Genomic DNA, 18,849 nt, shown 5'->3' with positions numbered 1-18,849 from the left:
GGCCTCTCGGCCGGTCGCGGTGGGATCAAAGGAGTGGCTCATAGATCGTGGTGCAAGTACGTCGGTTGCTTCGGCAGGCGCAGGCTGAACAGGAACGCCACCACCATCATGACCGTGACGTACCAGTAAAAGGTGTTTTCCATGCCTTGGGCTTTCAGGCTCAAGGCAACGTACTCCGCCGAACCGCCAAAAATCGCGTTCGCCACCGCGTAGGCCAACCCTACCCCCAGCGCCCGCACTTCGGGTGGAAACATTTCTGCTTTTACCAGGCCGCTGATGGAGGTGTAGAAGCTGACGATTGCCAGGGCCAGGGTGATCAGGACGAACGCCAGGAATGGGCTGCTGATGCTTTTGAGGGTCAGCAGGATCGGCACCGTGCACAAGGCCCCCAACGCGCCGAACCAGAGCATGGAATTACGACGGCCAATCTTGTCCGCCAGCATGCCGAACAACGGCTGCATGCACATGTAGAGAAACAGGGCGCCGGTCATGATGTAACTGGCGGTCTTGGCGTGCAGGCCCGCGGTGTTCACCAGGTATTTCTGCATGTAGGTGGTGAAGGTGTAGAAAATCAGCGAGCCGCCGGCGGTGTAGCCCAGCACAGTGATGAACGCGGCTTTGTGGTCGCGAAACAGCGCGGCGATGCTGCCGGCATCTTTGTTCTCGCGCATTTCCTTGCTGCTGGTTTCCTTCAGGGAGCGGCGCAGGAACAGGGAAATCAATGCGGCCACGGCGCCGACCACGAAGGGGATCCGCCAGCCATAGGTACGCAGCTCGTCTTCGTTAAGGAACTGTTGCAGGATCACCACCAGCGACACGGCGAGCAGTTGCCCGCCGATCAACGTCACGTACTGGAACGAAGCGAAAAAACCGCGCTGGCCCTTGAGGGCGACTTCGCTCATGTAGGTGGCAGTGGTGCCGTACTCACCGCCCACCGACAAACCTTGTAGCAAACGGGCCAGCAACAGCAACAGCGGCGCCCAGACGCCGATGTCCTTGTAGGTGGGCAGGCAGGCGATGAGCAACGAGCCGAAGCACATCATCAGCACCGAAATCATCATCGAGTTCTTGCGCCCGTGACGGTCCGCCACCCGGCCGAAAATCCAGCCGCCGATCGGCCGCATCAGGAACCCGGCGGCGAAGACACCGGCCGTGTTGACCAGTTGCACCGTGGGGTTGTCGGACGGGAAGAAGGCCGGCGCGAAATAGATCGCGCAGAACGCATAGACGTAGAAATCGAACCATTCGACCAGGTTGCCGGAGGAGGCACCGACGATGGCGAAGATGCGCTTGCTGCGTTCTTCGCCGGTGTAGTGGCTGGTTAGGGTGGTCATGGGTTATTCACTCTTGGGGAATCGACAAAGTCTAGACACACTTCGTAACAGTCCCGTTCCACAGTTCGCGGTACCTGTGCTGGCGCCATCGCGGGCAAGCCTTGCTCCCACAGAAGTGTGCTCGCCCGGCAGGGAGGCAACACTGTGGGAGCAAAGCTTGCTCGCGATGCAATCTTGAGCACTCACTCAGTAATCGAAAAACACCGTCTCGGCATCCGTCCCCTGCAGGATCACATTCCACTGGTACACGCCCGACGCATCGGGTTTGCTCACGATAGTGGCACGTCGTTCTTCAGGTACGCAGGCCAGCAACGGGTCGGCTTCGTTGGCCTGTTCGCCATCGAAGTAGATACGCGTCAGCAGGTGTTTGACCAACCCACGGGCGAAGACCAGCACCACCAGGTGCGGTGCTTGGGTCGTGCCTCCCAGGCCCGGCACAGTGCCCGGCTTGATGGTGGTGAACCGAAAACGCCCCTCGGCGTCCACCGGCACCCGGCCGAAACCTTCGAAATTCGGGTCCAGGGGTTTGTCCTGATCGTCTTCGGGGTGGGCATATTTGCCGGCAGCGTTGGCCTGCCAGACTTCCAGCATCGCGTCGTTGACGAACTCGCCGTTACCGTCGATCACCTGCCCGGTGATCGCCACGCGCTGGCCGAGGGTTTCGGCGACGGTCAGGTCTTCGCGGTTCAGCCAGGTCAGGCCGATGTGGTAGTAAGGGCCAACGGTGTGGGATGTGGTGGCGGTAAGCGTCATCTTATTTCTCCATCGGCGTGGCGTCGCGGCCGCGCAAGACGATGTCCCAGCGATAACCGAGGGCGTAGTGAGGGATGGTTTTTTCCAGGTCGAAGCTGGCGATCAGGCGCTCCTTGGCGCTGGTGTCCGGCACGCAGTTGTAGATCGGATCGTAGGCCAGCAGCGGGTCGCCGGGGAAATACATCTGCGTCACCAGGCGCGTCAGGATGCTTGGCCCGAACAGCGAGAAATGGATGTGCGCCGGGCGCCAGGCATTATGGTGGTTGCCCCAGGGATAGGCGCCGGGCTTGATGGTCTGGAACTGGTACCAGCCGTCGGCATCGGTGATGGCGCGACCGGTGCCGGTGAAATTCGGGTCCAGCGGCGCATCGTGTTTGTCGCGCTCATGGTTGTAGCGACCGGCGGCGTTGGCCTGCCAGATCTCTACCAGAATGCCCGGCACAGGATGGCCGTTCTCATCCAGCACACGCCCGTGAATGATGATCCGCTCCCCCTGGGGCTCGCCAGCATGTTGGGCGGTCAGGTCGTTGTCCTTCTCCTGGACACGGTCGGCACCGATGGTCGGGCCGGTGATTTCCGACAGGGAGTGAGGCAGATGCACCAACGGCTTGGACGGCGAGCGCAGGTTGGTGGACTGATACGGCGGGTGCAGGTACTCCGGCTGGGTGCCCACTTGGGGGCGGCGGTAACCAGGCTTGTCAGTCATGAAGCATTCCTCGGTTTCTTATGAGTAGTACGGCGCGTCAGACGCGCTCGATAGCCAATGCCAGGCCCTGGCCGACGCCGACACACATGGTCGCCAGGCCTTTCTTGCCACCGGTCTTTTCCAGATGATGCAACGCCGTCAGGACCAGTCGCGCCCCGCTCATGCCCAGTGGATGGCCGAGGGCGATGGCGCCGCCGTTCGGATTGACCTGCGGCGCATCGTCCGCCAGCCCCAATTCGCGCAGCACCGCCAGGCCCTGGCTGGCAAACGCTTCATTGAGTTCGATCACATCAAAATCGGCGACTGCCAGGCCCAGGCGTTCCGTCAACTTACGCACCGCCGGCACCGGGCCGATGCCCATCACCCGTGGCGCCACGCCGGCACTGGCCATGCCCAGCACTTTGCCGCGAGGGGTCAGGCCGTGTTTCTTCACCGCTTCAGCCGAGGCCAGGATCAGCGCCGCCGCGCCATCGTTCACACCCGAGGCGTTGCCGGCGGTGACAGTCTTGTCCGGGCCGTTGACTGGTTTGAGTTTGTTCAGGGCTTCCAGCGTGGTGTTGGCACGGGGATGCTCGTCCTTCTCGACCACGGTTTCGCCTTTCTTGTGGGCAATGCGCACCGGTACGATTTCTTCGGCGAAAAATCCTGCGGCCTGGGCCGCCGCGGTGCGTTGCTGGCTGCGCAGGGCAAACGCATCCTGGTCGGCGCGGGACACCGCGTAATCGTCCGCTACGTTATCGGCGGTCTGGGGCATCGCGTCCACGCCGTACTGGGCTTTCATCAACGGGTTGATGAAGCGCCAGCCAATGGTGGTGTCTTCCAGTTTCATGTTGCGGGAAAACGCCGCGTCGGCCTTGCCCATCACGAAAGGCGCGCGAGACATCGACTCCACGCCGCCGGCGATGGCCAGCTCCATTTCGCCACTGGCGATGGCGCGAAACGCCGTGCCGATGGCGTCCATGCCCGAAGCGCAGAGACGGTTGAGGGTCACGCCGGGAATGCTCTCCGGCAGGCCCGCCAGCAGCAGCGCCATGCGCGCCACGTTGCGGTTGTCTTCGCCGGCCTGGTTGGCGCAACCGAGGAACACCTCATCCACCGCGCTCCAGTCCACCGACGGGTTGCGCTCCATCAGCGCCTTGATCGGCACGGCCGCCAGGTCATCGGCGCGCACCGCGGCCAAACCACCGCCGAAGCGGCCGATGGGGGTACGAATCGCATCACAGATATAGACGTCGCGCATCAAGCTTCTCCCGGTGCCTGGCCGTGGGCCGCAGCCGTGCGAGCTTCCAGGTCGCGCAATGCGCGCAGCTCTACCTCGGTCGGTTCGGCGGTAGTGTGTACCTGGTCGGCGAAACGAATCGCCCAGCCGGTGGCGGCAATGACTTGCTCGCGAGTCACGCCGGGGTGCAGCGCAGTGACCACGAATTCATGGGTACCGGCTTCCGGCTCCATGATGCACAGGTCGGTGATGATACCCACCGGCCCCGCACCCGGCAGGCCCAGGCGCTTGCGGGAATCGCCGCCCTCGCCGTGACCGACCGAGGTGATGAAGTCCAGCTTATCGACGAACGAGCGCGCCGACTGCTTGAGGATGATCAACACGCTTTTGGCGGAACCGGCGATTTCCGGGGCACCGCCGGCGCCCGGCAGACGGACTTTTGGCTGATGATAATTGCCCACCACCGTGGTGTTGATATTGCCGAAACGGTCGACCTGGGCCGCGCCGAGGAAGCCGACGTCGATACGCCCGCCCTGCAGCCAGTAGCGGAAAATCTCGCCGGTCGGGACGACGGTGTCCGCCGTTTCCGCCAGCTCGCCGTCGCCAATGGACAGCGGCAACACGCTGGGCTTGGCGCCGATCGGGCCGGACTCATAGATCAGCACGACATCCGGCGACGAGGTCAATCGCGCCAGGTTGGCCGCTTTCGATGGCAGGCCGATGCCGACGAAGCACACGGCGTTGTTCTTCAACCGACGGGCCGCGGCAACGGTCATCATTTCGTTGGTGGAGTACGTCATTGTTTCGCCTCCAAAGCGGCTGCCAGTTTGGCCTGCAATTCACTGAAATCCCGGGTGCCATGGATGTATTCGTTGATCCAGGCGGTAAAGGTCTCACGGTCCCGGGCGATGGCATCCCACGCCTGGTAGAAACGATTGTCACGCTCGGTGTAGCCGTGGGCGTAGGACGGATGAGCCCCCCCGGGCACGTGGCAGACCGCGCTCAAGGCCCAGGTCGGCAGGACACAGGCATTCATCGGTGCGTTCAGGTCGTCGACGACCTCTTCCACGGTGACAATGCAGCGCTTGGCGGCCAGGGCGGCTTCCTTCTGCACACCGAGGATGCCCCACAGCAGCACGTTGCCCTTGCGGTCGGCTTTCTGGGCGTGGATCACGGTGATGTCGGGACGCACCGAAGGCACTGCGGCCAGGACTTCACCGGTAAAGGGGCAGGTCACGCTTTTGATCAGCGGGTTGACCTTTGGCAGGTCGGAACCGGCATAGGCCCGCAGCACGGCGAACGGCAGGCCGGAGGCGCCGGCGACGTAGGCGTTGGCCAGGTCGGCGTGGCTGTGCTCCTCGATCTCCAGAGGCTGCGGCCATTGCTTCTCCACGGCATCGCGCAGACGGTGCAGCGAGCCCACGCCCGGGTTGCCGCCCCAGGAGAAGATCAATTTGCGGGCACAGCCTGCGCCGATCAACTGGTCGTAGATCAGGTCCGGGGTCATCCGCACCAGGGTCAGGTCTTTCTTGCCCTGGCGAATGATTTCATGACCCGCCGCCGTCGGGATCAAGTGGGTGAAGCCTTCGAGGGCGACGGTATCGCCGTCGTTGACGAATTGCTTCACCGCGTCGTGCAGCGAAAGGATTTCAGCCATGGGCAGGCTCCCGTTTTTCCAGTTGACCGACATGAAGAAAAAGGCGCGAGGTTCAGCGCCGGAGTGACTGAAGATTAAGCTGCGGGAAAACGCCAAACAATCCGATAATCGACTGAGTGTTCGTTTATCGAACAGATTGTTGTTTAGCTATCGATTTACTTGGCAAAAGAATTCCGGGTGGGAGCGAGCCTGCTCGCGATGGCGGTGTATCAGGCAATAAGTTCGCTCCTGATAGACCGCTATCGCGAGCAGGCTCGCTCCCACAGGGTGAGGCGCTCAGGTCAGCGAGTCAGGTCGCATCCGCATGGCTGACCATGCCCTTGATCACCACCGCCACGGTTGCCAGCGCCGCGGGAACGACCAGCGCGGTCAATACCTGCTCGAAGTTCCAGCCCAGGCCCAACAGCGTCGCGCCCATCCAGGCCCCGAGAATGGCGCCGAACCGGCCGATGCCCAGCATCCACGACACCCCCGTGGCGCGGCCTTGGGTCGGGTAGAAGCGTGCCGCCAGGGAGGGCATCGCCGATTGCGCGCCGTTGACGCACATCCCGGCCACCAGCACCAACGTCGCGAGTACCGTGATGTGGCCCAGGCTCTGCCCTACGGCGTAGGCAAATAACCCGGCCATCAGATAGAAAAAGCCGATGACTTTGTGGGGATTGAACCGATCCATTGCCCAGCCCACGCCCACCGCGCTCAACACGCCCCCCAGCTGGAACAGTGCGCCGATGAAGGCGGCCTGCTCCATGCTCGCGCCACTGTCGCGCATCAGCGTCGGCAGCCAACTGGTCAACAGGTAAACGATCACCAGGCCCATGAAATAGGTCAGCCATAGCAGCAACGTACCGGCGCTGTAGGTGCCGGAGAAAATCACCGCGAGCACGTTCCGGGCCTTCACGGTTTTCTGCTCGGGCACACTGAAGCTGGCCGCCTGGGCAATAGTGGCCGGGTCGATCGGCGCCAGGGCCTTGCGCACCTTGTCGGTGCCACGATTGCGCACCAGCAGGTAGCGCGCCGATTCCGGCAGCCAGAACAGCAGCACCACCGCCAGGATCAATGGCAGGATCCCGCCGATCAGCAGCAAGCTGTGCCAGCCGAACGCCGGTATCAATTTGGCCGAGATGAAGCCGCCGCCGGCCATCCCCAGGTTGAACCCGCAGAACATGCTGGTCACCAACAGGGATTTCTTGCGCTCCGGGGTGTATTCCGACAGCAAGGTGGTGGCGTTCGGCATCCCCGCGCCCAATCCCAGGCCCGTCAGGAAGCGCAGCACCAGCAATTGTTCGACATTGGCGCTATAGGCCGACGCCAGGCTGAACGCACCGAACAGCATGACCGCGCCTACCAGGACGACTTTTCGCCCGAAGCGGTCAGCCAGTGGCCCGGAGCCCAGCGCGCCGAAAACCATGCCGATCAGCGCGGCGCTCATGACCGGGCCGAGGCTGGCGCGATCGATGCCCCAATCCTGGGACAAGGCCGGGGCGATGAAGCCCATAGCCGCCGTGTCGAGGCCATCGAGGAAGACGATCAGGAAACAGAGGATCACTACCCGCCACTGATAACGCGAAATGGGTTGTCCGTTGATGAAGGACTGCACGTCGAGGCAATGGCCTACGGAGGTCTGGGGCTGGTTCATCGTCTCTCTCATTATTATTGTGCCGATCGCGCCGGATGACGCTGCCGCGACATTAATGAGGCCGGATAAATACCGTCAATTGACCCGAGACGTCTCCGTGCGTTTATCGAACAGCTTAAGCGAACAACTGCGCGCTCAGGTCCCGGCTGGCTCCCAACAGGCTGGGCAGGAACCGCTGCTCCAGCTCATTGCGGCTGACACGCCCGGCATGGGTACTGACATTCAGCGCCGCTACGACCTGGCCGGAAGCATCGTAGACGGGAACGGCAATCGCCCGCAGGCCCTGCTCCAGCTCCTGGTCAACGATGCACCAGCCTTGCAATCGCACCTGCTGCAGGCACTCGAGCAGCGCCTCGGGGGTGTGCAGCGTCCGGCTGGTCTTGGCCTGCAGCTCGGCATGATCGAGGTAGTCACGCAGCGAAGCGTCATCCAGGGCCGCCAGGAGAATTCTGCCCATGGAGGTGCAATAGGCCGGCAGGCGTCCACCGACGGACAGGTCCACGGAAATCAACCGCTGGGTGGTGGCCGATCGGGCGATATAGAGAATGTCATCGCCTTCGAGCGTGGCCATGTTGCAGGCCTCGTGCAACTGCTCGCTCATGCGATCCAGGTACGGCTGGGCAGAAACCGCCAGCGGCGTTGACGACAGATAGGCGTGGCCGAGGGTCAACACTTTGGGCAGCAGCGAATAGGTGCGCCCGTCGGTGGTGGCGTAGCCGAGCTTGATCAACGTGTGCAGGCAGCGCCTGACGGCAGCACGAGGGATCTCGGTGCGATGGCTGATCTGCGCAATGGTCAGGTGCCGCTTGCGCTCCTGGAAGGCCTGGACCACGGCCAGTCCGCGGGCCAGGGACGTCATGAAGTCCGGGTCGCCGGTCAAGGCCTGGATCCGCTTGGCCGGTGAGGCGACAATCGGTGGCGCGACTGAAGAGAAGGCGTTGCGCAATTGGTCGTTCATGTCTGGTACTTCCCCGACGGTGACGGTCATTACAAACGGCGGCCTGAGGAACGACAAGGGCTGGCCCCTCAGGACCGTGCGATTATCGAACCCTCGACCGATAATCGCAATCGACGAAACTGCTCCAGACATCGCCCGACCACCCGACGCATCCACCAACAAGTTTGAAGAGCCGCGTCAGGCACATTTGACTTTGAACAACCAGATTGCAATATTGAACTTGTCGCCTTGAACGGCGCGAGGGTATCGGCACGGGTGGTATTGCTTGAAACGTAAGTGCCACAAGTTGCACATGCAAACATGGGTACACACAACAATCCGCCCTTTAAATATTTCCCGATAGTGTTCTTCGGGTGGACCGCTATAATGCAACCCAGTGACGGTAAGGCCCATCGGTCTGTTCCGTCCCCAGGTGCCTGAAGCCCCATGGCCGCTTCCCCTGTATCGGCAACAACACGAAGCCCTGATGCTACGTCAGCTGTCAGCTCTGGTGCCGTGGCCGTCTGCGTGGATACATGCAGTGCGTATCACCAGATTCAATTTCACTTTGCTAGGTAATACTGTGACGAAAGACGAACTGCGCGCGGAACTTGAGCGCCAGGAACAACGTTACAAGGAAGTTTACGGCGGGGAAGTCACCACCTACGCCGCACAACCTGAACCGGAACGCAAACCCTGGCGTAAACGCGCCACTGTTCAGGACCAGGCCTTTTCCCAGGAACTTCAGAAAATGGAAAAGGAACTCAGGCCCGAAGAGCGATAACACGCTTTCTTTGGAAACAGTATCCGGTCGACACCCCGACCGGATACCGCGCTGGAGGCCCGTCATGAGCGGGCCGCCCTCTCCTTCCGCCACAGGTGGAGGAAACCGTGACTGACTTTCTTTTCAGATATTTCATACAACTACCTAGGGCCCAGCTCAGCCTCAACGACCCTTGCTCGCCTGGCTTTTAACCCCGGAATCAATGGGTTGCACGGGCCTTGGAAAACCTGGTCCCGGAAGGTTTCCTACAAACTATTTCATTGAAGAATGTTACCGATGAGCAGGCAGTGCATCGATCAACGTGGTTTTCTGGCATAATCGCGCCCCCTTATGACCGGGTCAGAAAACCTTCATGATCGATTTATTCAGCGGACTGGATGCTTGGGTGCTTGTGAGCCTCTTGCTCGCCCTGGCTTTTGTCCTCGCCTTCGAGTTCATCAACGGCTTTCATGACACCGCTAACGCGGTTGCCACTGTTATCTACACCAAAGCGATGCCGCCGCACCTGGCGGTGTTCTTTTCCGGGGTGTTCAACTTCCTCGGCGTGCTGCTGGGCGGCGTGGGGGTGGCGTATGCCATCGTCCACCTGTTGCCCGTGGAGCTGCTGATCAACGTGAACACCGGACACGGGCTGGCGATGGTGTTTTCGCTGCTCGCAGCGGCCATCACCTGGAACCTGGGTACCTGGTACTTCGGTATCCCGGCGTCCAGTTCCCATACGTTGATCGGTTCGATCCTCGGCGTGGGTCTGGCCAACGCGCTGATCAACGACATCCCGTTGGGCGACGGAGTGAACTGGCAGAAGGCAATCGATATCGGTGCCTCCCTGGTGTTCTCGCCGATGGCCGGTTTCCTGGTTGCGGCCCTGGTGCTGATTGGCCTGAAGTGGTGGCGTCCGCTGTCGAAGATGCACAAAACGCCGGAACAGCGTCGCAAGGTCGACGACAAGAAGCATCCTCCGTTCTGGAATCGCCTGGTGCTGGTGATTTCGGCCATGGCCGTCAGCTTCGTCCACGGCTCCAACGATGGTCAGAAAGGTATTGGTCTCATCATGCTGGTGCTGATCGGCATCGTGCCAGCGCAATTCGTCCTCGACCTGAGCAGCACCACCTACCAGATCGAGCGCACCCGTGACGCAACCCTGCACCTGAGCCAGTTCTACCAGCGCAACAGCGAACCCCTGGGCGAATACCTGGCGCTGGGCAAAAGCGTGCCGGGGGATCTGCCGGAGAAGTTCCGCTGCAACCCGCAGCAGACCGAACCCACCATCAATGCGCTGCTCGACACCCTGAAAGGCGTGGCCGACTACCACTCGCTGCCGTCGGAAAGCCGCATCGAGATTCGTCGCTACCTGCTCTGCCTGGATGACACAGCCAAGAAGGTCGGCAAGCTGCCAAACCTGGCAGCCCGGGAAAAAGACGATCTGAACAAACTACGCAAGGACCTGACCGCCACCACCGAATACGCTCCGTTCTGGGTGATCCTGGCGGTCGCCCTGGCACTGGGCCTGGGCACCATGGTGGGCTGGAAGCGCGTGGTGCTGACCATCGGCGAGAAAATCGGCAAACAGGGCATGACCTACGCCCAGGGCATGTCGGCGCAGATCACCACCGCGTGCATGATCGGCCTGGCAAACGTGTTCAGCCTGCCCGTGTCCACCACCCACGTGCTGTCTTCCGGCGTGGCCGGCACCATGATCGCCAACAAAAGCGGCCTGCAAGGCGGCACGGTACGCAACATCCTGCTGGCCTGGGTCCTGACCCTGCCGGCAACGGTGGCGCTGTCGGCCGGGCTGTTCTGGCTGGCTTCCAAGGCCCTGGGTAGCTGATTCCAGCGGCTTACAAAAAAGGTGCGGCCCTTGCGGGTCGCACCTTTTTTTATGCCAGTGGCTTTATCCCTGTGGGGAGCGAGCCTGTGGGAGCAGAGCTTGCTCGCGATGAACGGAAACACGGTCTGTAAATCGAGGTGCCTTCGTCGCGAGCAAGCTTTGCTCCCACAGGCTCGCTCCCACAGGGGCTTGGTGTGTGGGCAAGAATCTGGCACAAAAAAAAGGGCGACCGAAGTCGCCCAAAATGCCTTGCGTGCTCGTTGCAGCCGGAAAGACCTACGGTTTTTTGCGCTTGTGTGCGTCTTTCCAGATGAATAATCCAAAAACGGCGAAAAATACGAACATGAAGCCGACCGTCAACATTCCGGCAAACACCACATTGTCGAAAAACATGATTGGCCTCCTGGTCCCGCCCCTGTTGTGTTGGAGCAACGTTAACCAATCGAACCGGGATGAACATTGACCGGGGTCAATAACGCTCGCGACTGAGCGCAAAGGAAGGGAAATAAGCAGTGGCCTGTGTGGCTGATTCGTGCGCCCAAACTAACCGTACAGGCCGCTGCCTCAATGGATCGAGGGGGCGTCAACGTTTCTTCGGTTTGTTCTTGGGCTTTTTCCTGGCTTTGCCCAGGGGCATGGCCTGCTCGAAAGCCTGGCGAACTTCATTGAGGCGCTTTTCGTTGAGGTCGTGAACACGCTTGGCGCGCTCAGCGTTGAGGTCAACCAGTTTGTCGTCTTGGCTCATGGCGTGTCGGCATCATGCAGTGAAGTGCGAATGTGTCCATGATGGGGGCTGTCGGCTGCGTTGACCAGCCTGCGTACGTGGACAAATACAGGAAATCAGATCTGGATATCGACCCACAGGCCCTGCCGCGCCTCATCGTCTATCAGGGGCTTCACCGGCACGGTGTTATCGGCGTTGAGTTCGTTTCCCGGTATGGCCAGGTGCTCCTCGGGATCTTCATCGGCCTCGCGACGGCGCCTGTCACGCTCCTGCTGGCGACGCTGCTCCTCGCGCAGCAACAGCGCAGCCTCTTCCGGATCACGCTTTTGCAGGTCGATGGTGCTTTCGCTGGAGGTTTGCTGTACCGGGACCACGGGCGGGATGTCCGGTCGCTGGCGGACCGGATCCTGTTGTGCCGTGATGGGTACGGTGCTCAAAGGGAGCGTGGGTAGCAACATAAAAATCTCCTGTCATCAGGCTATCGGCTGCAGCGCAGACGGCTTGAACCGCTGGTCCGAAACTTGTGACCCGGTTGGCATTAACGCAAGGCAGGCACAAGCCTGTTTGATCGCGAAACCCGCCGAAGTTCCCTCGGACCGGTCGGAGGATCGGCCGTCATAACAGCCTGCTGCATGCGTAATTTCTTTGGTCTGGGAGATCATTCCGTTAAGATAATCGGCTTTTTCAAGGCGGGAGTCAGGCAGCATGGCGCAGCAGTATCAACCGGGGCAACGCTGGATCAGTGACAGCGAAGCCGAGCTGGGTTTAGGCACCGTTCTGGCACAGGACGGCCGCTTGTTGACCGTGCTCTACCCGGCCACTGGCGATACCCGCCAGTACGCGCTACGGAATGCGCCGCTGACACGTGTACGGTTTTCGCCGGGCGACGTGATCACGCACTTCGAAGGCTGGAAAATGACCGTGCGCGAAGTCGATGATGTCGACGGGCTGCTGGTCTATCACGGCCTCAACGGGCAGAACGAAGTCGTCACCCTGCCGGAAACCCAGCTGTCGAACTTCATCCAGTTCCGCCTGGCCAGCGACCGCCTGTTCGCCGGCCAGATCGACCCGCTGGCCTGGTTCTCCCTGCGCTACCACACCCTGGAACACACCAGCCGCCAGTTGCAGTCCTCGCTCTGGGGCCTGGGTGGCGTCCGGGCCCAGCCCATTGCCCACCAGTTGCACATTGCCCGGGAAGTGGCCGATCGCATTGCACCGCGGGTATTGCTGGCGGACGAAGTGGGGTTGGGCAAGACCATCGAGGCCGGCCTGGTCATCCACCGCCAGCTGCTGTCCGGACGCGCCAGCCGCGTATTGATCCTGGTTCCGGAAAACCTTCAGCACCAGTGGCTGGTGGAGATGCGTCGGCGCTTCAACCTGCAAGTCGCCTTGTTCGATGAAGAACGCTTCATCGAAAGCGATGCGAGCAACCCGTTCGAAGACACGCAACTGGCGCTGGTGGCGCTGGAGTGGCTGGTGGACGACGAGAAGGCCCAGGACGCGCTGTTCGCCGCCGGTTGGGACCTGATGGTGGTCGATGAAGCCCACCACCTGGTGTGGCACGAGGATCAGGTCAGCCCGCAATACGCGCTGGTCGAGCAGCTTGCCGAGACGATCCCCGGCGTACTGCTGCTCACCGCGACGCCGGAACAATTGGGCCAGGACAGCCACTTCGCCCGCCTGCGCCTGCTGGACCCGAACCGCTTCCACGACCTCAAGGCCTTCCGCGCCGAGAGCGAAAACTACCGTCCGGTGGCCGAGGCCGTGCAGGAGCTGCTGGACAAGGGCCGCCTCTCGCCCGAAGCCCACAAGACCATCCACGGCTTCTTGGGTAACGAAGGCGAAGCGCTGCTGACCGCCGTCAATGACGGCGACGTCGAAGCCAGCGCCCGCCTGGTCCGCGAGTTGCTGGACCGCCATGGCACCGGCCGCGTGCTGTTTCGTAATACCCGCGCCGCCGTACAGGGCTTCCCTGAGCGCAAACTGCACGCCTATCCGCTGCCGTGCCCGGACGAATACCTCGAGCTGCCCCTGGGCGATCACGCCGAGCTGTACCCGGAAGTCAGCTTCCAGGCCCAGCCGGATGCCAGCGAAGAAGAACGCTGGTGGAAATTCGACCCACGCGTCGAGTGGCTGATCGACCAGCTGAAGATGCTCAAGCGCACCAAGGTACTGGTGATCTGTGCCCATGCCGAAACCGCCATGGACCTGGAAGATGCCTTGCGCGTGCGCTCCGGCATCCCGGCCACGGTGTTCCACGAAGGCATGAACATCCTTGAGCGCGACCGTGCCGCCGCGTACTTCGCCGACGAAGAGTTTGGCGCGCAGGTGCTGATCTGCTCGGAAATCGGCAGCGAAGGGCGCAACTTCCAGTTCGCGCATCATCTGGTGCTGTTCGACCTGCCTGCTCACCCGGACCTGCTGGAACAGCGGATCGGCCGTCTGGACCGGATCGGCCAGAAGCACACCATCGAGTTGCATGTGCCGTACCTGGAAACCAGCCCGCAAGAGCGGCTGTACCAGTGGTACCACGAAGCGCTGAACGCCTTCCTCAATACCTGCCCGACCGGCAACGCCTTGCAGCATCAGTTCGGCCCGCGCCTGCTGCCCTTGCTGGAGGAGGCCGACGATGGCCAATGGCAAGCGCTGATCGATGAGGCCCGTGCCGAACGCGAGCGCCTGGAGAGCGAGCTGCACACCGGTCGCGACCGTTTGCTGGAGCTCAACTCCGGCGGCGCCGGTGAAGGCGATGCACTGGTGGAAGCCATCCTCGAGCAAGACGACCAGTTCGCCCTGCCGATCTACATGGAAACCCTGTTCGATGCGTTCGGTATCGACAGCGAGGACCATTCGGACAACGCGCTGATTCTCAAGCCGAGCGAAAAGATGCTCGATGCCAGCTTCCCGCTGGGCGACGACGAAGGCGTGACCATCACCTACGACCGCAACCAGGCGCTGTCGCGCGAGGACATGCAGTTCATCACCTGGGAGCACCCGATGGTGCAAGGCGGTATGGACCTGGTGTTGTCCGGCTCCATGGGCAATACGGCCGTGGCGCTGATCAAGAACAAGGCCCTCAAGCCCGGCACCGTGCTGCTGGAACTGCTTTACGTCAGTGAAGTGGTCGCCCCGCGCTCGCTGCAAATGGGCCGTTACCTGCCACCGGCCGCCCTGCGCTGCTTGCTGGACAGCAACGGCAACGACCTGGCGGCCCGGGTTTCGTTCGAGACCTTGAACGATCAGCTCGAAAGCGTGCCTCGCGCCAGCGCCAACAAGTTCATCCAGGCCCAGCGTGATCAACTCACCCCGCGCATCAATGCCGGTGAAGAGAAGATCGCCCCACGGCATGCCGAGCGCGTGGCCGAAGCCCAACGCCGCCTGGCGGCCGATACTGACGAAGAGCTGGCCCGTCTGACCGCCCTGCAAGCCGTCAACCCGACCGTGCGCGACAGCGAGCTGGTAGCCCTGCGCAAACAGCGCGAACAGGGCCTGGCGATGCTGGAAAAGGCTGCCCTGCGCCTGGAAGCAATCCGGGTACTGGTGGCGGGCTGATCAGCCCTGGTAATACAAAAAAAAGGCCCGCAGCGATGCGGGCCTTTTTTTGTACTCACAACACCCCCGAAACACTGTGGTAATGCTGTTCACTTAAGACTTGCCCGGTTCATTGTGGCGAGGGGATTTATCCCCGCTGGGCTGCGCAGCAGCCAACACAGGCGACTCAATCCGCCTGATACACCGAGTAGCAGGGTTTTGGGACTGCTTCGCAGCCCAGCGGGGATAAATCCCCTCGCCACAAGTTCATCGCTTTTCTTAAGTGAACAGCATTACGAAACACTGTGGGAGCGAGCAGGTCGCTCCCACATCTATGGTTACCCCCTTTTCTGCAATACTGTCTTTGATGCGTGTTTGGCTTGCTTTCATCTATCCGGCGTCTGGGTGGGGAATTGCGTCCCCCGCGCCTTGATGAGAATTCGATGCCCGACGATCCTGATTAGTTGAACGGCCTTGCAGCCGTGTGGGAGCCCAGGGTTTTCGTCAGGCCGGTTAGCCGTTCATGTCATCTGTTATCCAGCATCGCAAAACCAGGTAGGTGGTGCTCGGGTAATAGCGGGGTCAGGCGTTCATCGCGCTTGGCCCTGCATCGAATACCGTATGGTTTGCCGCAATTGACCAAGCGATCCTGGCTAACTTGTTGGCCAGTGCGCAGACCACAAGGTTGCGGTGACGGTGGCTGGCCAGGAGCTTGCGAACCCAATCGGCCAGCTTCCCTTCCTGTCGATCCAGCCTGTTCACATACGTCTGGGCACACTGGACGAACAGGCGCCTTTGATTTCGATCGCCACGCTTGCTGATGCCCAAAAGTACCGTCCGTCCGCCCGTTGAGTGTTGTTTGGGGACCAGTCCAATTGACGCTGAGAAGTCTCGACCACATTTGAACTGCTTACCGTCGCCCACTTCGGCAGCCAGGACGCTGGAGGTGATCGGACCCACGCACGGCATTGTCATCAGGCGGGAGGCCAGATCATCTCCAGCGGCCTGGCAGTCGACCTCCTTGTCTAACGCCTTGATACGCAGATTGAGGTAGAGGTAATGCTCGTACAAGTCCGCCAGGAGTTTGCGGATGAGCCCATGAAATGAACTTGCCTCCAACAGGGCTGGTATGTCCTTGAGCGATTTGTAGCCTGGAGTCAGGCTGACGCCGACTTCCAGAAACGCTGCATGGATCCGATTGACGGTCGCCGTGCGATCCTTAATGAACGAGTCGCGCACCGAGTTGAGCATCGCCAAAGCCTGCTGAGCTTGGTTTTTAACCGGTACAAAGCGCATCGTGGGACGACTGGCGGCCTCGCAGATTGCCTCGGCATCGGCGAAATCGTTTTTGTTGCTTTTCACATAAGGACGTACGAGATGAGGCGCTATCAGTTTGGGAGAATGCCCAAACTTGGCGACTTCTTGCGCCATGAAATGGGCCCCACCACAGGCTTCCATCACGACGATGCACGGTTCGAGATTTGCTAGATGCTGGAGGAGCTCCACTCGCTTAAACTTTTTGCGCAGAAGTGGATGCCCCTGATCATCTTGCTCATGTACGTGAAAGGTGAGCTTTCCAAGGTCGATGGCGACAACGGCTACTTTGTTCATGACGGCGGTCTCCGGTAGATCCCCCTGTGAAAGCTTAGTGGGCGTTCACAGGGGGCAGCGGGGGTAGCCATCTCATTAGGTGTGGTGGTGTTAAAAACCTGTCACTGCCCCCGAGCGCTGAGCTGCTGTTGCAGGTTCTGGATCTGTGCTTGCAGTGTATTGATGTTGCGGGTGACCTGGCCGCGGAAGGCATCGAATTCGGCCGTTCCGCCGCCCGAGCGGTTATCCTGCTGACTCTTGAGTACCATCATCTCCTGCTCCAGGCGCTCGATGGCAGGGTTCTGGTTATTCCTTTTCAGGGCAGTGATATCGGCACCGATGCTCTTGAGCTGGGCATCGAGCACGCCGTCTTCACCTTGGTTCTTCAGGGTGGTCACTTCAGCCGCCAGTGCCTTGACCTGGGCCTGAAGCTCCTTGTTGGCCGCTTGCAGCTGAGTGCTGGCGTTCTGCTGTTCAGTGGCCTGGGCAATGAGCTGGGCCAGTTCCTTGTCCAGGTCGGCGGACGGACCGAAGGTGGCTTGCTGTTGCTTGTACTGCTCTTGCAGCTTGCTTTCGAATAGCCGGGCCTGCTCTTGCAGCTTGTTGTCCAACTGCCTGACCTGCAGCTTCAAGGCTTCACTGTCGCTCATGACATTGGACTGGCCGGCCACCACCTTGCCGGAAATGTCCTTCAAGCGTCCCGCCGCGTCTTCACTGATCCGCGCGAAACTCTCCTGGGTCGCCACCAACTGTTGCTCCATCAGGGAAATCTGCTGGAAGCTCCACCAGGCCAGGAAGCCGAGCGCACACAGCAACGCGCCGACCAGAGCCCACAGCGGTCCGGTGCTGGGCCCCTTGACCTTGGCTGCCGCCACGGGTGTCGGACGCGCTTGCACATGCGCCTGACGGTTGGGCAGGAAGTCATCGTCATCGGGGACGTCGGCGCGCATCCGCAGGCTCGGTACATCGTCGAAGTCGTCGTGTTCATCATTACGCGTGGGCATGGATTCAACCTTTGAAAAACCAGTAATGGCTCGATGCGGCGAGTATAACCCCCTCGCCCGCCGCACCCATTGACCCCGAACCCGGCACTCGGTTCATGACGGACCGATCAGCGGGCTTTCCACCAGGTGCAGAATTCATCGAGAGCGGTCCACAGGCTGACTTGCGGATCGTAATCGAGATAATGCCGGGCACGGCTGATGTCGAGGGTGAAATTTTTGTTCATGACCTGCATGCCCAGGCGCGACAGTGTCGGTTCGGGACGGCCCGGCCACAACTTGCAGGCCCCTTCGTTCAACGCGGCAATGCTGTAGGCGAGCCCGTAGGAACGGTAACGCCTGACTTGTGGGACGTCCATCTGCCGCATCACATAGTTGACCACGTCCCACAACGGAATCGGCGTTCCATTGCTGATGTTGTAGGCCTTGCCCAACGCCGAACCGGTGGCCAGCAAGCTGCTGAGCAACGCCTCGTTGAGGTTGTGCACACTGGTGAAATCCACCTTGTTCAAGCCGTTGCCGACAATCGCCAACCGCCCCTTGCGCTGCATGTTCAACAGGCGCGGGAAGATGCTCATGTCGCCAGCCCCGGTCACGAAGCGCGGCCGCAGGGCCAGCACTTCGAGGCCGAACTCCTGGGCACCGAAGACGTTCTGCTCGGCCAGGTATTTGGTGGCGGCGTAGGGATGGCTGAAGCGCTTGGGCACTTGCTCTTCGGTTAACCCAAGGTGGTCACGGCCATCGAAATAGATCGACGGTGACGACAGGTGAACCAGGCGCCGGACCTTTTGCTTGAGGCAGGCCTCAACAACATTTTCCGTGAGCTGGACGTTGCCCTGGTGAAAATCCTGATAGCGCCCCCACAACCCCACGGAACCGGCGCAATGCACCACGGCCTCGACATCCAGGCACAGATCACGGGCCAGCAGCGGATCGCCCAGGTCCCCCGGGACGAATTGCGCACCGCGACGCACCAGGTGTTCCACGCTCTCGGCCCGACGTCCGTTGACCCGTACATCCAGGCCCTGCTCCAGGGCGAAACGCGCAAAGCGCCCACCGATGAAGCCGCTTGCGCCGGTAACCAGAATTTTCATGAATGCTCCCAACCCGTGCAGTGGCAAGCGTCGAGCCGCCACGGCAAATTAATCT

The 18,849-nt window shown here is 61.2% G+C and carries 17 protein-coding genes; 3 read left to right on the top strand and 14 right to left on the bottom strand.

The features are described from left to right. Positions 1-38: 38 nt before the first annotated feature. The 8 genes from LOY35_RS07005 to pcaR form a co-directional block, all read right to left on the bottom strand. Positions 39-1,334, bottom strand: coding sequence for an MFS family transporter (locus LOY35_RS07005; protein WP_258631677.1), 1,296 nt, complete (start codon positions 1,332-1,334; stop codon positions 39-41). Between the two features lie 186 nt (positions 1,335-1,520). Continuing rightward, positions 1,521-2,087: a protocatechuate 3,4-dioxygenase subunit alpha gene (gene pcaG / locus LOY35_RS07000; protein WP_258631675.1), complete on the bottom strand. Its 567-nt coding sequence runs from the start codon at positions 2,085-2,087 to the stop codon at positions 1,521-1,523. A gap of 1 nt (position 2,088) precedes the next feature. Beyond that, positions 2,089-2,793, bottom strand: coding sequence for a protocatechuate 3,4-dioxygenase subunit beta (gene pcaH / locus LOY35_RS06995; protein WP_258631672.1), 705 nt, complete (start codon positions 2,791-2,793; stop codon positions 2,089-2,091). Positions 2,794-2,830: 37 nt separating this feature from the next. Next, positions 2,831-4,036 carry a 3-oxoadipyl-CoA thiolase gene (pcaF, locus tag LOY35_RS06990; protein ID WP_258631671.1) on the bottom strand — a complete coding sequence of 402 codons (1,206 nt, stop codon included), beginning with the start codon at positions 4,034-4,036 and terminating at the stop codon, positions 2,831-2,833. Then, entirely contained in the window at positions 4,033-4,812 is a 780-nt protein-coding gene (locus LOY35_RS06985; RefSeq protein WP_041021415.1) for a CoA-transferase subunit beta, read from the bottom strand. The genes pcaF and LOY35_RS06985 overlap by 4 nt, the downstream gene beginning before the upstream one ends. Continuing rightward, positions 4,809-5,669, bottom strand: a complete 861-nt coding sequence (locus LOY35_RS06980) for a CoA transferase subunit A (RefSeq protein ID WP_258631668.1) — start codon at positions 5,667-5,669, stop codon at positions 4,809-4,811. Before LOY35_RS06980 ends, LOY35_RS06985 begins: the two co-directional genes overlap by 4 nt. A gap of 289 nt (positions 5,670-5,958) precedes the next feature. Continuing rightward, a complete protein-coding gene (locus LOY35_RS06975; RefSeq protein WP_258631666.1) occupies positions 5,959-7,305 on the bottom strand; it encodes an MFS transporter in 1,347 nt (448 codons plus the stop codon). Positions 7,306-7,420: 115 nt separating this feature from the next. Continuing rightward, complete coding sequence (gene pcaR / locus LOY35_RS06970; RefSeq protein ID WP_258631664.1) at positions 7,421-8,263, bottom strand: pca regulon transcriptional regulator PcaR; 843 nt, start codon at positions 8,261-8,263, stop codon at positions 7,421-7,423. 562 nt (positions 8,264-8,825) lie between these two features. On the opposite strand from pcaR, the gene LOY35_RS06965 reads away from it, so the two are divergent. Further along, complete coding sequence (locus LOY35_RS06965) at positions 8,826-9,026, top strand: hypothetical protein (RefSeq protein ID WP_080686273.1); 201 nt, start codon at positions 8,826-8,828, stop codon at positions 9,024-9,026. 352 nt (positions 9,027-9,378) lie between these two features. Next, positions 9,379-10,854, top strand: coding sequence for an inorganic phosphate transporter (locus LOY35_RS06960; protein ID WP_258631661.1), 1,476 nt, complete (start codon positions 9,379-9,381; stop codon positions 10,852-10,854). A gap of 276 nt (positions 10,855-11,130) precedes the next feature. Here the strand turns inward: LOY35_RS06960 and ccoM are convergent, their stop codons facing one another. From ccoM to LOY35_RS06945, 3 genes are all read right to left on the bottom strand, one after another. Beyond that, a complete protein-coding gene (gene ccoM / locus LOY35_RS28380) occupies positions 11,131-11,247 on the bottom strand; it encodes a cytochrome c oxidase subunit CcoM (RefSeq protein WP_047701837.1) in 117 nt (38 codons plus the stop codon). A gap of 190 nt (positions 11,248-11,437) precedes the next feature. After that, complete coding sequence (locus tag LOY35_RS06950; protein WP_258631657.1) at positions 11,438-11,599, bottom strand: hypothetical protein; 162 nt, start codon at positions 11,597-11,599, stop codon at positions 11,438-11,440. Between the two features lie 95 nt (positions 11,600-11,694). Continuing rightward, positions 11,695-12,036: an aspartate-semialdehyde dehydrogenase gene (locus LOY35_RS06945; protein ID WP_258631656.1), complete on the bottom strand. Its 342-nt coding sequence runs from the start codon at positions 12,034-12,036 to the stop codon at positions 11,695-11,697. Positions 12,037-12,283: 247 nt separating this feature from the next. On the opposite strand from LOY35_RS06945, the gene rapA reads away from it, so the two are divergent. Beyond that, a complete protein-coding gene (rapA, locus tag LOY35_RS06940; protein ID WP_258631655.1) occupies positions 12,284-15,130 on the top strand; it encodes an RNA polymerase-associated protein RapA in 2,847 nt (948 codons plus the stop codon). Positions 15,131-15,691: 561 nt separating this feature from the next. On the opposite strand, the gene LOY35_RS06935 is transcribed toward rapA, so the two are convergent. From LOY35_RS06935 to LOY35_RS06925, 3 genes are all read right to left on the bottom strand, one after another. Continuing rightward, positions 15,692-16,720: an IS110 family transposase gene (locus tag LOY35_RS06935; RefSeq protein ID WP_258624523.1), complete on the bottom strand. Its 1,029-nt coding sequence runs from the start codon at positions 16,718-16,720 to the stop codon at positions 15,692-15,694. A gap of 101 nt (positions 16,721-16,821) precedes the next feature. Further along, positions 16,822-17,703, bottom strand: coding sequence for an ATPase (locus LOY35_RS06930; RefSeq protein ID WP_258631652.1), 882 nt, complete (start codon positions 17,701-17,703; stop codon positions 16,822-16,824). A gap of 107 nt (positions 17,704-17,810) precedes the next feature. Beyond that, positions 17,811-18,794, bottom strand: coding sequence for an NAD(P)-dependent oxidoreductase (locus LOY35_RS06925; protein WP_258631651.1), 984 nt, complete (start codon positions 18,792-18,794; stop codon positions 17,811-17,813). Positions 18,795-18,849: the final 55 nt, after the last annotated feature.

Origin of the sequence: Pseudomonas sp. B21-028 (assembly GCF_024749045.1) — a bacterium.
In the GTDB taxonomy this organism is placed as follows: domain Bacteria; phylum Pseudomonadota; class Gammaproteobacteria; order Pseudomonadales; family Pseudomonadaceae; genus Aquipseudomonas.
The sequence above is the reverse complement of the archived record's forward strand: the minus strand, read 5'-3'. Positions and strand labels throughout refer to the sequence as shown.

Coding starts and splice junctions, on each gene's coding strand:
- LOY35_RS07005 (WP_258631677.1), bottom strand. CDS start 1,334: ATGACCACCCTAACCAGCCACTACACCGGCGAAGAACGCAGCAAGCGC.
- pcaG (WP_258631675.1), bottom strand. CDS start 2,087: ATGACGCTTACCGCCACCACATCCCACACCGTTGGCCCTTACTACCAC.
- pcaH (WP_258631672.1), bottom strand. CDS start 2,793: ATGACTGACAAGCCTGGTTACCGCCGCCCCCAAGTGGGCACCCAGCCG.
- LOY35_RS06985 (WP_041021415.1), bottom strand. CDS start 4,812: ATGACGTACTCCACCAACGAAATGATGACCGTTGCCGCGGCCCGTCGG.
- LOY35_RS06980 (WP_258631668.1), bottom strand. CDS start 5,669: ATGGCTGAAATCCTTTCGCTGCACGACGCGGTGAAGCAATTCGTCAAC.
- LOY35_RS06975 (WP_258631666.1), bottom strand. CDS start 7,305: ATGAACCAGCCCCAGACCTCCGTAGGCCATTGCCTCGACGTGCAGTCC.
- pcaR (WP_258631664.1), bottom strand. CDS start 8,263: ATGAACGACCAATTGCGCAACGCCTTCTCTTCAGTCGCGCCACCGATT.
- LOY35_RS06960 (WP_258631661.1), top strand. CDS start 9,379: ATGATCGATTTATTCAGCGGACTGGATGCTTGGGTGCTTGTGAGCCTC.
- ccoM (WP_047701837.1), bottom strand. CDS start 11,247: ATGTTTTTCGACAATGTGGTGTTTGCCGGAATGTTGACGGTCGGCTTC.
- LOY35_RS06950 (WP_258631657.1), bottom strand. CDS start 11,599: ATGAGCCAAGACGACAAACTGGTTGACCTCAACGCTGAGCGCGCCAAG.
- LOY35_RS06945 (WP_258631656.1), bottom strand. CDS start 12,036: ATGTTGCTACCCACGCTCCCTTTGAGCACCGTACCCATCACGGCACAA.
- rapA (WP_258631655.1), top strand. CDS start 12,284: ATGGCGCAGCAGTATCAACCGGGGCAACGCTGGATCAGTGACAGCGAA.
- LOY35_RS06935 (WP_258624523.1), bottom strand. CDS start 16,720: ATGAACAAAGTAGCCGTTGTCGCCATCGACCTTGGAAAGCTCACCTTT.
- LOY35_RS06930 (WP_258631652.1), bottom strand. CDS start 17,703: ATGCCCACGCGTAATGATGAACACGACGACTTCGACGATGTACCGAGC.
- LOY35_RS06925 (WP_258631651.1), bottom strand. CDS start 18,794: ATGAAAATTCTGGTTACCGGCGCAAGCGGCTTCATCGGTGGGCGCTTT.